Source organism: Pseudomonas sp. FP603 (genome assembly GCF_030687415.1).
GTDB classification, from domain to species: Bacteria; Pseudomonadota; Gammaproteobacteria; order Pseudomonadales; family Pseudomonadaceae; genus Aquipseudomonas; species Aquipseudomonas wuhanensis.
The window spans coordinates 4,743,642-4,757,219 of record NZ_CP117431.1 but is presented as its reverse complement, the minus strand read 5'-3'; the positions used below and the strand labels follow the sequence as shown (position 1 = coordinate 4,757,219).

The window sequence follows — 13,578 nt, the reverse complement described above, 5'->3', positions numbered from 1 at the left end:
GGCCACAAAAAAGGCCCCGCTGTTGAGGCGGGGCCTGATGAGCCTGTTACCAGCGGTCGCCACGGTAATAACCATGGGGAGGGCCGTAATAGCCACGCGGTGGACCATAGCCACGTGGTGGACCGTAATAGATTGGTGCCGGGCGGTAGTACATCGGTTGTTGAACGTAGACCGGCGCCGGTTGGTAATAAACAGGTGGTGGTTGCACGTACACCGGTTGTGGTTGAACGTAGATCGGTTGCTCCACATACACTGGACGGTCGCGGCCGATTATTGCTGAGCCAATGATTGCCGAGCCGACGATCGCACCAAACACAGCCGGACCTTCCCAGCCGCCATGACCACGACCACCTGCTTCTGCCTGCCCTGCGATAGCAAGAGCACCGATCAGCAAGGCTACTGTGGGGATTTTACGGATCATGATAAGTCCTCGGTTCTTCGACCCGGCGCTCGCGTCTGCAATAGACACAAGTTGTCGCGGGGATACTTCTAAGACAGCATTTTTTGGAAAATCAGCACAGCCGTTGGGTAAATTTTGTGTAAGGTCTGTACCGGCTTCTTTGCGGCTGTGTGCCCAGTGCAGACTGGCTTTTATGATCAATCAGAACCGGTGGAGTGGCTAATCCCGTCCATCCGAAAGTGCTATTGAAGGAGATTCCAATGCAGATGAACCCCAACAGAGACACTCAGCTGTGCATGTCACTCTCGGGGCGCCCCGGCAATTTCGGCCTGCGGTTTCATAACCATCTATACGAACAACTGGGCCTGAATTTCTACTACAAAGCCTTCAGCAGCCAGGACTTGCCGGGTGCCGTTGGTGGCATCCGCGCCCTGGGAATCCGGGGGTGCGGGGTGTCGATGCCGTTCAAGGAAGCTTGTATCGCGTTGGTCGATGAGCTGGACGCATCGGCTGAGGCTATTCAATCGATCAACACTATCGTCAACACCAACGGTCACCTCAAGGCCTACAACACCGATTACATTGCCATCGCCCAGTTGCTTGAAACCCACCAGGTTCCCAAGGGTTCGACTTTTGCCCTGCGCGGCAGTGGTGGCATGGCCAAGGCTGTGGCCAGTGCCTTGCGCGATGGTGGCTACAAAAACGGCCTGATCGTGGCCCGGAACGAGCGCGCCGGGCGTGCTTTGGCTGAATCGTTGGGTTACTCATGGCAGGCGGAACTGGGGGGCGAGCGCCCGCAGATGCTGATCAACGTCACGCCCATCGGCATGAACGGCGGGCCGGAAGCGGACCAATTGGCGTTTGAGCCTGAAGCCATCGCTGCTGCCGAGACTGTGTTCGATGTGGTTGCGATCCCCTCGGAAACGCCGTTGATCGTGCGCGCTCGTGCCGAAGGCAAACGGGTGATCACCGGGCTGGAAGTGATTGCCATCCAGGCGCTGGAACAGTTCGTGTTGTACACCGGCGTGCGGCCGACCGATGAACAGTTCCAGAAAGCCGTGGCGTTTGCCCGGGGCTGATCATCCCGATTTTTTTATTGAATGTACCGGCCCCTTCGCGGGCAAGCCCGCTCCCACAGGTTCAGCGCTGACCTTGTGGGAGCGGGCTTGCTCGCGATTGTTGCGACTCGGTCTCCTGCCAATCCCCACTCACTTGCCCGCGAACATCTCCCGCCTATACTGGCCACCAGCAAGCGCAGACTTGCTTTCCAGCCACCGTGACCGAGGTTTTCATGCATCCCGCCATTCTCAACCTGGATCAGGCCGAACTTTTACCGCTGCCCGAGGAATTTGCTCCCACCGGAGACGCTGCCAGCCGCTATCAACAACGCTTTGCCCGCATCGGCCAGCAATTGGGCGCGCAAAAGCTGGGTTATCGGTTGTATGCCCTGGAGCCGGGCATGCGCGGCAGTCCTTTTCATAGCCATCGGGTCAACGAGGAGATGTTCTACATAGTGGCCGGGGAAGGGGAGGTTCGCCTTGGCGCCGAACGCTTTGCGATCCGTGCCGGTGACGTGATTGCCTGCCCGGCGGGCGGTCCTGAAACCGCGCACCAGATCATCAACACCAGCAATGGCGAATTGCGCTATCTGGCGGTCAGCAGCCAGCAATCGCCGGACATTTGCGAATACCCGGACTCTGGCAAATATGTCGTGATGGACGACTTCAAGGTCGATGCCGAGGGCAATGCTTCGGGCTTCGTCGCCGTCGCCAGGCAGGCCGATGGCGTGGATTATTGGGACGGCGAGTAGCCATTCAGGGTTCAACTCGGACCCGTGGCGAGGGAGCTTGCTCCCGCTCGGCTGCGCAGCAGTCGTAATCCCGGCAAGCCCGGTGTGCCAGATGTGATGCGTTGACTGCTTTTGGGGCCGCTTCGCGACCCAGCGGGAGCAAGCTCCCTCGCCACAGAGGACCCTCGGTGCATCAGGAACAAGGTCTATTCGAGGCGTGCCAGTCGCTCTTCCAGTGCCGCAATCCGCGCTTCAAGCTCTTCGATTCGCTCAACCGACACACCGCCACTGGCGCCACGCTCCACCGGATTCTGCCGGGCTGCCAGGATCGCTTCGATATCCGCCGGATCGCCCAGTGCATGCATGTAACGATCTTCGCGCTGGCCGGCCTGGCGCGGGATCAATAGCGCCAGACCTCTGGCGATCAAGCGTTCCAGTTGATGCACCACCTGCTCGGCATCTTCGAAGTCATGCATGCGGCCGCTGCGGGTCAGCAGTTCGTTGACTGTCTGCGGGCCGCGCAGGAACAACAGCCCCGTCAGAATCACCTGCGCCGGTACCAGCTCCAGCGCCTTGTCGACCCGATGCTCCCAACGATCGGCACGGCTGCCCATCACCAGTCGGGTGAATCCTCGACCCTCAAGGACACGCAGGCTCTGGCCGACCTGGCCCTGGCTGAGGTTCATCACCGGTTCGCGGCTGGTTTTCTGGTTGCAGGCAATCACCAGCGCATTGAGCGTCAGCGGATAGGTTTCCGGGCTGGTGGCCTGTTTCTCGATCAACGAGCCCAGAATGCGAATTTCCGTGCTGTTGAGCCGCGGTTCGTCGAAGGTCGTTTCTTGCTCAGTGCTCATCGCGCTTTTCCCTATGCAGTCGAAGCATGCAGTCGAAGCCGCCTAGCCTAATCCTTGCAGGATAAAAGACAAGCCGCAGGGCGGTCGGGCATGGCTATAATCGCTCCACGTTTTTACTCCTGTCACCACACGAGACCATCATGACTATTTCCCTGTACGCCGCTTCCGTTCCGGTTTTCCAGCAAATGCTCAATGCCCTGAGCAACAACCTGAGCAAGGCCGAAGCCCACGCTACCGCGAAAAACATTGATCCGAACGCGTTCCTGCAAGCCCGTCTGTACCCGGACATGTTCCCGCTGGTGCGTCAGGTGCAGATTGCCGTTGATTTCGCCAAGGGCGTTTCGGCGCGCCTGGCTGAAGTCGAACTGCCGAAATACGATGACACCGAAACCACCTTCGCCGAACTGCAAGCGCTGATCGCCAAGGTTCTGGCCTTCATCGGCGAGATCAAACCCGAGCAAATCAACGGCAAGGAAGGCATCGAGATTGTTACCCGTCCAGGCACGCCTAAAGAGAAGCGCTTCACTGGCCAGGCTTACCTGCTGAGCTACGGTTTGCCGCAGTTCTTCTTCCACGTAACCACTGCTTACGCATTGCTGCGTCACAACGGTGTGGAAGTGGGCAAGCGCGATTACATGGGCGCGTTCTAAACCGCCCAGGTACAAAAAAGCCCGCCAAGGTGTAAGCCTTGGCGGGCTTTTTTTGTCACGCCTTCTGTAGGTGCGTTGTTACGCCAAACGCTGGGCTTCCCGGGCTTTCCGGATCTTCTGTTCCTCACCCTGGCACGCCGCCGCTGTGAACAGCACGTCGGTGGAGGAGTTCAGCGCGGTTTCCGCCGAGTCCTGCAACACACCGATGATGAAGCCGACCGCCACCACCTGCATGGCGATTTCGCTCGGGATGCCGAACAGGCTGCACGCCAGTGGAATCAGCAACAGCGAACCACCGGCCACGCCCGAGGCACCACAGGCACAGATCGCCGCGACGATGCTGAGCAAAATGGCCGTCGGAATATCCACGGCGATGCCCAGGGTGTGCACGGCGGCCAGGGTCAGCACGGTGATGGTGATCGCAGCACCGGCCATGTTGATGGTGGCGCCGAGCGGGATCGACACCGAATAGGTATCTTCGTGCAGGCCCAGACGCTTGCGCTCAATTCCAGGTTGACCGGAATGTTCGCCGCCGAACTGCGAGTGAAAAATGCAGTGATTCCACTCTCGCGCAGGCAGGTGAATACCAGCGGATATGGGTTGCGACGCAGCTTCCAGAACACGATGGCCGGGTTCATCACCAGCGCCACGAACAGCATGCAGCCCAACAACACGGCCAGCAGATGCATGTAACCGATCAAGGCGCCGAAGCCGGAAGTGGCCAGGGTTGAGGCCACCAGACCGAAGATCCCCAGCGGCGCAAAGCGGATCACCAAGCGCACGATCAAGGTCACGCCATTGGACAGATCGCCCAGTACTTCGCGCGTTGTCTCGCCGGCATGGCGAATCGCAACCCCCATGCCGATCGCCCAAGCCAGAATACCAATGAAGTTGGCATTCATCAGCGCGCTGACCGGGTTGTCGACCACGCTCAGCAGCAGACTTTGCAGCACTTCGCTGATGCCACCCGGTGCGGTCACCGCAAACATCCTGGGTAGACAACACCAGACTCGACGGAAACAGCGTACTGGCGATCACCGCCACCACGGCTGCCGCAAAGGTGCCCAACAAATACAGAAACAGAATCGGCCGGATATGGGTTTCCTGGCCGTGCTTATGGTTGGCAATCGACGCCATGACCAGCACGAACACCAGAATCGGCGCGACGGCCTTGAGCGCCGAGACGAACACTTTGCCAATGAAGGCAGTGGACTTGGCCAGCTCAGGCGCGAACAGCGCCAGGGCAATCCCGGCGATCAGGCCGATGATGATTTGCGTGACCAGGCTGCTGCGTTTCAGGCGTTGCAAGAGAGAAGGGGATGAAGCGGTCATAACGGCATCTCTGATTTTTTTAGGGTGCAGGGTTCTGCTCATGCAGCAAAAAGCCGGGCAGGCCACATGGAGGGAACCGAAGGGTCGCTGCATCAATGCCAATGAATGGCCGATGAGCAAAGTGTAAGTACCGCGGGCCGCGGACTTTATCACAGCGTAGCCGTGATCCTTCAGACCTGTGACGATCTGCCACCCGATTGTTCAACGCGATTTGCAGGTTCGTGCAACCTCGCCCGGAAACACTCTGTTAAGCTTCGCCATCCTCATTTTCAAGTTCTGCCAGTGAGCCTTCGGGCTGTCGCTGGTGTCGTCGTTTTCCTGGAGTTCTGCATGCTGTTGCCCATTCTTCTGTTGTCCGCCGCCGGTTTTACGGTGCTGACCACGGAATTCATCATTGTCGGCCTGTTACCGGCAATCGCTCGCGATCTGGACGTCAGCATCCCTCAAGCGGGATTGCTGGTGACCCTGTTCGCCTTTACCGTCGCCGCTTTCGGGCCGTTCCTGACGGCGTATTTCGCCAGGTTTGAACGGCGCAAACTGTTTATCAGCGTGCTGATCATGTTCGGCCTGGCCAATACGCTGGCGGCACTGGCGCCGAACATCGGGGTGATGGCCATTGCGCGGTTGATTCCGGCGCTGGGGTTGCCGGTGTTCTGGGCGTTGGCCAGTGAAACCGCAGTGGACATCGTCGGGCCGGACTATGCCGGGCGGGCGATCGCCAAGATCGGTTTCGGCATTGTCTGCGCCACGGTGTTCGGTATTCCGGTGGGTACGCTGATTTCCGATGCGTTCGGCTGGCGCAGTGCCTTTGGCATTCTGGCGGTGATCGCGTTTGCCAAGGCATTGCTGCTGTTTATCTACTTGCCGAAAACCAACCTGCACCAACATCAAGTGAGCTTCCGTTCGCAGTTCAAGATCCTGCGCAGTCCGTTGATGCTGGGGCATGTGCTGTTATCGATCCTGGTGTTCAGCGGCATGTTCACCGCTTACACCTACCTGGCGGATATTCTTGAGCGGCTGGCCGGTTTCAACGGCACGGTGGTCGGTTGGTGCCTGATGGGTTTCGGTGCGGTCGGCTTGATCGGCAATTCGTTGGGCGGTCGCGCGGTGGATCGGCATCCGCTGATCGCTTCAGTGACGTTCTGTGCCTTCATGATCGCCGGCATGGTGGCGCTGGTGCCGAACATTCATTCGCCCCTCGGTCTGGCGGCAGCGATGGGGATTTGGGGCGTGACTCAGGCTGCGCTGTTCCTGGTCAGTCATGTGCGCCTGATGAAGGCTGCGCCTGAGGCTCCGGCCTTTGCTGCATCGCTGAACATCGCCGGGGCCAACCTCGGAATCGGTCTGGGGGCGATGGTCGGTGGGCGAGTGATCGACAGTGTTGGCCTGGGCGGCCTGGGTTTCGCGGCGGCCGGTTTTATCCTCGTCTCGATCCTGTTGGCGATGGCGCTGATGACTTTCAAACCTCGCGAAGTCTGCGCCTGACATCTCACATCGCGGTAAACAGCTCGCGGCGAGCACCTTCGGTAATGGCGACAATGCCGGGGTGTTTGACCTTGCGTTCCACCGAGATGGCGTAGAACGACTCGCGCACGGCGTCGGTCTGGCCGATCAACTCCACGCCGCATTGGCGTTTCAATTCGTCGGCAATCACGCTCGGGCCGATGAATATCCCGCTGCCGGATTGGCCGAAAGCCTGCATCAAGGCGCTGTCGTCGAACTCGCCGACGATTTGTGGCTGGATCTGCTGTTCGGCAAACCAGCGTTGCAAACGACTGCGCACCACGGTTTCCGGCCCGGGAATTAGCAGTGGGGCGCCGTGCAGGCTGCGGGGGAAGTCCTGGCCATATCGCGCCGCCAATTCTGCGGTGGCGAAAAAGCTGATGCCGCATTCGCCGAGTTTCTGGCTGTAGCCCTTGATGTCCAGATGCGAGGGCATCGGGCTGTCGGAAATCACCAGATCCAGGCGTTGAATCGCCAAGTCGGCAAGCAAGCGTTCCAGTTTGTCTTCGCGACAGGTGATACGCAGGGGCTCGCTCAACTCCATGGTCGGCGCGATCAGTCGATAGACGATGGATTTGGGCACTACGTCGGCAACGCCCACCCGAAACAGAATCTGTTGCTCATTGGGCTGCGCCCGCAGCATCAACTCCAGTTCGCCACCGAGTTGAAACATCTGCTCAGCGTAAGGGAGGGTCTGACGCCCGGCTTCGGTGAGTTCCAGTTGCCGACCGACCCGGCGAAACAATTCGATGCCATAAGTTTGCTCAAGCAGGGAAATCTGCCCGCTGATGGTCTGTGGCGTCAGGTTCAGTTGCTCACAGGCGCGCACGATGCTGCCGGTCTTGGCCACCACCCAGAAGTAATGCAGCTGTCGATAATTCAACATATTAGTGAAATCCCCTTGTCCACATCATCCGTCAGGCACGCCACGTACGATATCTGGATTCGTTAAAGCCGAAGTATAACCGCTGAAAATACGAATTTTACTGAAGTGTTTGCTTCCTTAGAATGCCTCGCTATCGACGGATCGCCTTTCCGGTCCTGTCTGTTCTATCGAGGAAAGCATCATGAAGCTTAAAACCACGGCACTGCTGATTGCGTCTTTACTGGTGTTGGCCGGTTGCGACCAGGCCGAGAAAAGCGCTCAGCAATTGATGGGCAAGGCTGCCGAAACCGCCAAGCAGGCGATTGACGATACCCACAAAGCGGCCGAACAAGCGCTCAGCGATGCCACGGGCGGCCTGATCAGCAAGAAAGAACAACCGGCCAAAGAGACGGACAAATCCGAATCTTCGTCCCAGGAAATCTAAACCGTCTATAACGAGTCAGGACTGACCCATGGAATACCTTTTAGAACTTGCTGCAAGCCCCACTGCCTGGGTCGCCCTGGCCACGCTGGTGGTGATGGAAATCGTGCTCGGCATCGATAACCTGATCTTCATCTCGATCCTCACCAATAAGCTTCCCGAACAGCATCGCCAGAAGGCACGGCGCATCGGTATCGGCATGGCGTTGATCCTGCGCCTGGCACTGTTGAGCACCATCGCGTTCATCGTCCAGTTGACGGAGCCTGTGATCGAGATTCTCGGCCACGCGTTCTCCTGGAAGGACATGATCCTGATCGCGGGTGGTTTGTTCCTGTTGTGGAAGGCAACCACCGAGATCCATCACAGCATGGACCCGGCACCGGATGATCCGACGTCGGCCACTTCGACCGTGACCCTGGGCTTTGCCGCTGCAATCGGTCAGATCCTGATGCTGGACATGGTGTTCTCCATCGACAGCATCATTACCGCTGTCGGCATGACTGAGCATTTGCCGATCATGATCATTGCGGTGGTGGTGTCGGTCCTGGTGATGTTGCTGGCGGCTGACCCTCTGGCCAAGTTCATCAACGACAACCCGACGGTGGTGATGTTGGCGCTGGGCTTCCTGATCATGATCGGCATGACGCTGATCGCCGAAGGTTTTGGCGCCCATGTACCGAAAGGCTATGTCTACGCCGCCATGGCGTTCTCGGCCACGATCGAAGGCTTGAACATGCTGTCGCGTCGGGCCCGGCAGAAGCGCATCGCTGCTGAAGCTTAACCTTCGTTAAACGAAACGGCCGCCTGAACTCGAAAGAGTCCAGGCGGCCGTTTTTTTGTTTGTACGACTGAAAAGCGCCGGTCAGTGGACGGTGGCGGGGTGCGCAGCCGGTTTATCGGTTTTCACCACGGGCGCCGATTGAACCGGGTGGTGATGGTGCCGGCGGGTAATGCGCAAAACGCCCCACAGCATGGCGGCGGCTACGGCCAGCCAGCCGGAAATCAACATTACGATAGTCATTGTCAGGCTCATCAGTGCCTCCTCTTTTGCGCTGCATCGGGCGCACACTCTTCCTTGATAAATGACAGTCTAGCCGTTGCTGTATTTCAGGCTATTGACCAAAGGTCGCCTGTCACCAACCAGTTCGCTCTATCGAATGCAATCAACTGCCGGTTAAGGCTATACCGCTGCCGCGCGGCATCCTATGATCGACGGCCAAGCCGGGGGGGATGGATACCTGGCGTCTGAACAAGAGAGTGATAATGGTGCGGGTATTTTCTCGAATTCGATCTTTGGTGCTGATCGTTGGCTGCGTCGCCGGCCTGGCTGGTTGTGCGGGGAGCGTGGCGCCCGAGATCAAGCGTCTGCCGGAGCGGGTTGAACTCAGCGGTACGTTTTACCGTGGGCAAAGCTATCAAAGCGGGCCTCAGGTGCTGGCCAGCCTGCTGTCCCAGCAGGGCATCGTGATCACCCCGGGGTTGCTCGACAAACCTCTGCATTTGCCGGGTGCCGAAGACCGCTTGCAGCAGAACATGCAGAACCTCGCGCGTGAGTACGGGCTGGTGGTCTATCCCCTCGACAGCCATTTGCCGGCGCTGCTGGCCCAGGTTGCTGCTGGTTATCCGGTAATGGTGCGCTTCACCGAAGGCTCGGCGTTTTGGGCAGAGCCCCGATACGCCATTCTCGCCGGTTACAACCGTCAGAAGCAGACCGTGCTGCTGCGCGCCGGGATGGATCGTCGGTTGCTGATGGGGTTCAGCGCCTTTGAATCGGCATTCGAGAATGCCGGCGGTTGGGCCGTATTGATCCAGAAACCGGACCAGATTCCGGCCAATGTCGATCAGCCGCGCTGGCTGAAAGCGGCGAGCGATCTTGCCCAGTCAGGTCAGGAACAGGCGGCAGCCCGGGCGAAGAAGGCGCTGACCGCGAAGTAGGTTTCCGCTCGTCATCGGCATGGCACCGCCGCGCTATGCTGAAGTCTCAAGTAGAGGGCCCGGATTTTTCGGGACCATGAACAGGAGGCGCCATGGCACATTCCAATACCCCCACCGGCCCGCACTCGTCTGAGCATTCGTCCGACAATGAGCTGGGGTTCGACCCCGATTCTCCGGACCTCGCCGATCCTCAAGTCGATCCCATCGGGCCCGCCAAGGCGCCCAGGGATGTAAAGCCGGGTGAGGCGGGCAAGAAGGCCCCGGCGAAGCCTTACGATCCCCTTGGCGATCTGAAACCCAAGTTTTAGTCAAGAGGTGCATATGTCTACCGATTCGAGCTTCGACGACAAACGTCCAGATCCTCCAGACAGTGTTCCAACAACCCCCGAAGCGGATGTGGATCCGGTGATGGATCCGGACAGCCCGTTAAGGGATCCCTTGGCCAGACCAACAGTGGTGCCGACGAAGCATCCGCAGGGTTGGAGAGACCCGAGTGCCGGGGATGGCATTCCGGATGACGATCAGATGCCGTTGCCCAACGACTGACCGCTGGACGAAAACCGCCTGCCAACAAAAAGCCCCGACTGTCGGGGCTTTTCATTGGTAGGTATTTGGACTTTATTTCGAGGCTTCGATCACACCGCTCTGGCGATTTTTGAGGTTCTTGTCGGACTTGTACTGCAGGGCTACGGACGGCACGTTGGCGCTCCTGCCGGTTTCGACCCAGTTGCGGATCCGGTTGGCATCGGCGAAGTGCGTGTATTTGCCGAAGGCATCAAGTATCACCAGTGCAACCGGACGGTTGCCCATGTGAGTGACCAATACCAGGCAATGCCCCGCTGCGTTGGTGAAGCCGGTTTTGGTCAGTCTGATGTCCCAGTCAGGTTTGTTGACTAAATGATCGGTATTACGAAAACCCAGGCTGTAGTTGGGTTTACGGAATCTGACGGTTTTTTCCTTGGTGGTGCTCAGTTCGGTCAATAGCGGGTACTTGTGCGCGGCGATCAGTAGCTTGCTCAGGTCACGGGCGGTGGACACATTGCGAGGAGAGAGGCCCGTCGGTTCGACGAAGTGGGTGCTGGTCATGCCCAGCGCCTTGGCTTTGGCGTTCATGGCGGCGATGAACGCAACATAACCGCCCGGGTAGTGATGGGCCAGCGTCGCGGCGGCACGGTTTTCCGATGACATGAGGGCAATCAGCAACATCTCACGCCGTGGTAATTCGCTTTTGAGCTTGACCCGGGAAAACACGCCTTTCATTTCCGGTGTGTTGCTGATGTTGACGGAAAGGTATTCGTCCATGTTCTGCCGCGCTTCTACGACCACCAGGCCGGTCATCAATTTGCTGACTGAGGCGATGGGTACGACGACATCAGGGTTGCTGGCATAGATGACTTTGTTGGTTTGCAGATCCATCAGCAAAGCGCTGCCGGACGCGATCTTCAGTTGTGAATTGTCTCGAGGTGCCGCGGTGGTCTCAGCGGCGTTGACCGTTGGCGTGGTGAAAGTCCCTGTAACTGCAAAAACTAGGCTCAGGATGGAAAGACGGATTTTCACGCTGGCAGACTCATGAAGGGGTGGATATGCCGTTCTGTAACGGGCTGTTTCTTTAAAACGACGCATTTTAGGAGTATGTGCCAGGAAAGCCATAGGCGCCTGTAAGGCAGGGGGTAAAAGTGAAGAATATTTAATGCAGCGGCTCTTTTTTAGCCGGCCGGTCTTGCAGCTTCCGTCAGTGGGCGAGCTTTTTTCTACAGGCAAAAAGAACCCCGCGATAGGCGGGGTTCCTTTATGCGATGTTGCGTGCGAGCGTGAACTCAGCTGTGCAGCGTTTCGGCGGCGTACAGCGTGTTTTCCAGCAGGCAGGCGCGGGTCATCGGACCAACGCCACCCGGAACCGGAGTGATCCAGCCGGCACGGGGCAGGGCGGTTTCGTAGATCACGTCACCGACCAGCTTGCCGTCTTCCTGGCGATTGATGCCGACGTCAATCACGATCGCGCCTTCCTTGATCCATTCACCTTTGACCAGGCCCGGCTTGCCGGCGGCAACCACCACCAGGTCGGCGCGACCGACATGGCCTGCCAGATCCTTGGTGAAGCGGTGGGTAACGGTCACGGTGCAACCGGCCAGCAGCAGTTCCATCGCCATCGGACGGCCAACAATGTTGGACGCGCCGACAATGACCGCGTCCATTCCGTACAGGTCGGCACCGGTGCTTTCCAGCAGCGTCATGATGCCTTTAGGTGTGCACGGACGCAGCAGCGGAATGCGCTGTGCCAGACGGCCGACGTTATAAGGGTGGAAGCCGTCGACGTCCTTGTCAGGACGAATGCGCTCCAGCAATTTGGAGGCGTCCAGGTGTTCAGGTAAGGGCAGCTGAAGCAGAACGCCGTCAATCGCCGGGTCGTCGTTCAGGCGATCGATCAGCTCGGTCAGCGCGGCTTGAGTGGTGTCGGCAGGCAGGTCATAGGCTTGGGAAAGGAAGCCGACCTCTTCACAGTCTTTACGCTTGTGCGAGACATAAACTAAACTGAGAGGCAGGATCGCTGCCGACCAGGATCACCGCGAGGCCGGGTGTGCGCAAGCCTTGCTGGCGACGCTCGGCGACTCGTTTGGCGATCTGCTGGCGCAGGCTGGCGGCGATCGATTTGCCGTCGATTAGTTGTGCAGTCATTGCGCGTGATTAACCATCGAGAGGGGGAAAAAAGAGAGCGCATTCTCGCATGTCATGAGGTGAGGGCAAAGGCGCTTGGTCTGTAAATTCCCCTAACCCCTTTAATTAAATGAATTTTTTTTAAAAAGGATTTGACGACCTCCGGGGGGCTCTATACTATTCGTCGCACTTGTCGGGCACAGCCTAGCACTGGTTGAGAAGGTCGAGCGGAGTTGCGATTCTGCAAGACTGAAAAGCACTTAGTTTGTAGTCCTCCAAGAGTACAGATTAACAAGGCGCCCGTAGCTCAGCTGGATAGAGCATCCGCCTTCTAAGCGGATGGTCGCAGGTTCGAGTCCTGCCGGGTGCGCCATTTAGGCAGCTTTGGCACAAGTAGCGCGATATGGTGGGCGTAGCTCAGTTGGTAGAGCACGGGATTGTGACTCCCGTTGTCGTGGGTTCGATCCCCATCGTCCACCCCATATTTCGAAAGGCGCCAGATTAACAGTCTGGCGCCTTTGCTTTAACAGCTTCAATCCGCGGATGTGGTGGAATTGGTAGACACACTGGATTTAGGTTCCAGCGCCGCGAGGCGTAAGAGTTCGAGTCTCTTCATCCGCACCAAATAAAGCTTCACTCATGCCGATTGGCTTGATTGGGGCTCAACAAAGAAGTTGTTTGGCTTCTTTGTCACGCAATATGGTGGGCGTAGCTCAGTTGGTAGAGCACGGGATTGTGACTCCCGTTGTCGTGGGTTCGATCCCCATCGTCCACCCCATATTCCGAAAGGCGCCAGATTTAACAGTCTGGCGCCTTTTTTGTTTCAGTGGTTTGAGTGTCGACGGCTGCAGGTTGTGGGCCGCAGGGCAGGTCGCTTCGTCGTATTTATGTTTCTCGATGATGCTCGATTTGCCCGCCGATCCCCTCGCGGGGTTGACTGTCAGGGATGAATTGCCGATTGCTTCTATATATAGGAAGGTGGGTGCAGAGCCCCGGCATGACTGGCTGTATTTGCTAACAGGGCGAGGCATAACCGTTTGTCCCCGCCTATAAATTGCCTGCTGCTTTTTTACCCGTTTTCAGTAGGGTGACTTCTTGAGTTTGACCCACTAGAATGCATGCCCTTGATTCTGGGGTCGGAAACGGCCGGCTA

General features: G+C 58.2%; 13 protein-coding genes, 4 tRNA genes and 3 pseudogenes. 13 read left to right on the top strand and 7 right to left on the bottom strand.

Annotated features, from left to right (window positions below; genetic code table 11):
- Nucleotides 1-46 precede the first annotated feature (46 nt).
- Nucleotides 47-421 carry a hypothetical protein gene (locus tag PSH65_RS22045; RefSeq protein WP_305422329.1) on the bottom strand — a complete coding sequence of 125 codons (375 nt, stop codon included), beginning with the start codon at nt 419-421 and terminating at the stop codon, nt 47-49.
- 239 nt (nt 422-660) lie between these two features.
- On the opposite strand from PSH65_RS22045, the gene PSH65_RS22040 reads away from it, so the two are divergent.
- Together PSH65_RS22040 and PSH65_RS22035 are read left to right on the top strand one after the other, a co-directional pair.
- Nucleotides 661-1,479 (top strand): shikimate 5-dehydrogenase, encoded by an 819-nt coding sequence (locus tag PSH65_RS22040; RefSeq protein ID WP_305422327.1) that lies wholly within the window; start codon nt 661-663, stop codon nt 1,477-1,479.
- A gap of 212 nt (nt 1,480-1,691) precedes the next feature.
- Nucleotides 1,692-2,210, top strand: a complete 519-nt coding sequence (locus tag PSH65_RS22035) for a cupin domain-containing protein (protein ID WP_305422326.1) — start codon at nt 1,692-1,694, stop codon at nt 2,208-2,210.
- Nucleotides 2,211-2,395: 185 nt separating this feature from the next.
- Here the strand turns inward: PSH65_RS22035 and PSH65_RS22030 are convergent, their stop codons facing one another.
- Nucleotides 2,396-3,043 carry a YceH family protein gene (locus PSH65_RS22030; protein WP_305422325.1) on the bottom strand — a complete coding sequence of 216 codons (648 nt, stop codon included), beginning with the start codon at nt 3,041-3,043 and terminating at the stop codon, nt 2,396-2,398.
- Between the two features lie 140 nt (nt 3,044-3,183).
- Between PSH65_RS22030 and PSH65_RS22025 the strand changes: the two genes are divergently transcribed.
- Nucleotides 3,184-3,693 carry a DUF1993 family protein gene (locus PSH65_RS22025; protein ID WP_095633963.1) on the top strand — a complete coding sequence of 170 codons (510 nt, stop codon included), beginning with the start codon at nt 3,184-3,186 and terminating at the stop codon, nt 3,691-3,693.
- A 78-nt stretch (nt 3,694-3,771) separates the two neighbouring features.
- Here the strand turns inward: PSH65_RS22025 and sstT are convergent.
- Nucleotides 3,772-5,025, bottom strand: a pseudogene (gene sstT / locus PSH65_RS22020) (serine/threonine transporter SstT).
- Nucleotides 5,026-5,355: 330 nt separating this feature from the next.
- Here sstT and PSH65_RS22015 point away from each other — a divergent pair.
- A complete protein-coding gene (locus PSH65_RS22015; protein ID WP_305422322.1) occupies nt 5,356-6,510 on the top strand; it encodes an MFS transporter in 1,155 nt (384 codons plus the stop codon).
- Nucleotides 6,511-6,514: 4 nt separating this feature from the next.
- On the opposite strand, the gene nhaR is transcribed toward PSH65_RS22015, so the two are convergent.
- Entirely contained in the window at nt 6,515-7,414 is a 900-nt protein-coding gene (nhaR, locus tag PSH65_RS22010) for a transcriptional activator NhaR (RefSeq protein WP_123357532.1), read from the bottom strand.
- A gap of 181 nt (nt 7,415-7,595) precedes the next feature.
- Here nhaR and PSH65_RS22005 point away from each other — a divergent pair, with 181 nt between their 5' ends.
- Together PSH65_RS22005 and PSH65_RS22000 are read left to right on the top strand one after the other, a co-directional pair.
- On the top strand, nt 7,596-7,838 hold the full coding sequence (locus PSH65_RS22005) for a hypothetical protein (protein WP_008073086.1): 243 nt from the start codon (nt 7,596-7,598) through the stop codon (nt 7,836-7,838).
- Between the two features lie 28 nt (nt 7,839-7,866).
- Complete coding sequence (locus PSH65_RS22000; RefSeq protein WP_007901783.1) at nt 7,867-8,616, top strand: TerC family protein; 750 nt, start codon at nt 7,867-7,869, stop codon at nt 8,614-8,616.
- A gap of 81 nt (nt 8,617-8,697) precedes the next feature.
- On the opposite strand, the gene PSH65_RS21995 is transcribed toward PSH65_RS22000, so the two are convergent.
- Nucleotides 8,698-8,868 (bottom strand): hypothetical protein, encoded by a 171-nt coding sequence (locus PSH65_RS21995; protein WP_305422321.1) that lies wholly within the window; start codon nt 8,866-8,868, stop codon nt 8,698-8,700.
- A gap of 172 nt (nt 8,869-9,040) precedes the next feature.
- Here PSH65_RS21995 and PSH65_RS21990 point away from each other — a divergent pair.
- From PSH65_RS21990 to PSH65_RS21980, 3 genes and pseudogenes are all read left to right on the top strand, one after another.
- Nucleotides 9,041-9,770 (top strand): annotated as a pseudogene (locus PSH65_RS21990) (peptidase C39 family protein).
- A gap of 92 nt (nt 9,771-9,862) precedes the next feature.
- Entirely contained in the window at nt 9,863-10,078 is a 216-nt protein-coding gene (locus PSH65_RS21985; protein ID WP_305422320.1) for a DUF6021 family protein, read from the top strand.
- A 13-nt stretch (nt 10,079-10,091) separates the two neighbouring features.
- Complete coding sequence (locus PSH65_RS21980) at nt 10,092-10,316, top strand: hypothetical protein (RefSeq protein ID WP_305422318.1); 225 nt, start codon at nt 10,092-10,094, stop codon at nt 10,314-10,316.
- A 72-nt stretch (nt 10,317-10,388) separates the two neighbouring features.
- Here the strand turns inward: PSH65_RS21980 and pbpG are convergent, their stop codons facing one another.
- A complete protein-coding gene (gene pbpG / locus PSH65_RS21975) occupies nt 10,389-11,327 on the bottom strand; it encodes a D-alanyl-D-alanine endopeptidase (protein WP_305422316.1) in 939 nt (312 codons plus the stop codon).
- A gap of 260 nt (nt 11,328-11,587) precedes the next feature.
- Nucleotides 11,588-12,446 (bottom strand): annotated as a pseudogene (gene folD, locus PSH65_RS21970) (bifunctional methylenetetrahydrofolate dehydrogenase/methenyltetrahydrofolate cyclohydrolase FolD).
- Between the two features lie 275 nt (nt 12,447-12,721).
- On the opposite strand from folD, the gene PSH65_RS21965 reads away from it, so the two are divergent.
- The 4 genes from PSH65_RS21965 to PSH65_RS21950 all read left to right on the top strand — a co-directional run bounded on the left by PSH65_RS21965 (nt 12,722) and on the right by PSH65_RS21950 (nt 13,203).
- Nucleotides 12,722-12,798: transfer RNA gene (locus tag PSH65_RS21965), tRNA-Arg, on the top strand.
- A gap of 33 nt (nt 12,799-12,831) precedes the next feature.
- Nucleotides 12,832-12,907: transfer RNA gene (locus PSH65_RS21960), tRNA-His, on the top strand.
- Nucleotides 12,908-12,964: 57 nt separating this feature from the next.
- Nucleotides 12,965-13,049: transfer RNA gene (locus PSH65_RS21955), tRNA-Leu, on the top strand.
- Between the two features lie 78 nt (nt 13,050-13,127).
- A tRNA-His gene (locus tag PSH65_RS21950) sits at nt 13,128-13,203 on the top strand.
- The last annotated feature ends 375 nt before the right edge of the window (nt 13,204-13,578 follow it).

Excerpts from the sequence above, each read along its gene's own strand:
- PSH65_RS22045 (WP_305422329.1), bottom strand. The coding sequence starts at position 421 with ATGATCCGTAAAATCCCCACAGTAGCCTTGCTGATCGGTGCTCTTGCT.
- PSH65_RS22040 (WP_305422327.1), top strand. The coding sequence starts at position 661 with ATGCAGATGAACCCCAACAGAGACACTCAGCTGTGCATGTCACTCTCG.
- PSH65_RS22035 (WP_305422326.1), top strand. The coding sequence starts at position 1,692 with ATGCATCCCGCCATTCTCAACCTGGATCAGGCCGAACTTTTACCGCTG.
- PSH65_RS22030 (WP_305422325.1), bottom strand. The coding sequence starts at position 3,043 with ATGAGCACTGAGCAAGAAACGACCTTCGACGAACCGCGGCTCAACAGC.
- PSH65_RS22025 (WP_095633963.1), top strand. The coding sequence starts at position 3,184 with ATGACTATTTCCCTGTACGCCGCTTCCGTTCCGGTTTTCCAGCAAATG.
- PSH65_RS22015 (WP_305422322.1), top strand. The coding sequence starts at position 5,356 with ATGCTGTTGCCCATTCTTCTGTTGTCCGCCGCCGGTTTTACGGTGCTG.
- nhaR (WP_123357532.1), bottom strand. The coding sequence starts at position 7,414 with ATGTTGAATTATCGACAGCTGCATTACTTCTGGGTGGTGGCCAAGACC.
- PSH65_RS22005 (WP_008073086.1), top strand. The coding sequence starts at position 7,596 with ATGAAGCTTAAAACCACGGCACTGCTGATTGCGTCTTTACTGGTGTTG.
- PSH65_RS22000 (WP_007901783.1), top strand. The coding sequence starts at position 7,867 with ATGGAATACCTTTTAGAACTTGCTGCAAGCCCCACTGCCTGGGTCGCC.
- PSH65_RS21995 (WP_305422321.1), bottom strand. The coding sequence starts at position 8,868 with ATGAGCCTGACAATGACTATCGTAATGTTGATTTCCGGCTGGCTGGCC.
- PSH65_RS21985 (WP_305422320.1), top strand. The coding sequence starts at position 9,863 with ATGGCACATTCCAATACCCCCACCGGCCCGCACTCGTCTGAGCATTCG.
- PSH65_RS21980 (WP_305422318.1), top strand. The coding sequence starts at position 10,092 with ATGTCTACCGATTCGAGCTTCGACGACAAACGTCCAGATCCTCCAGAC.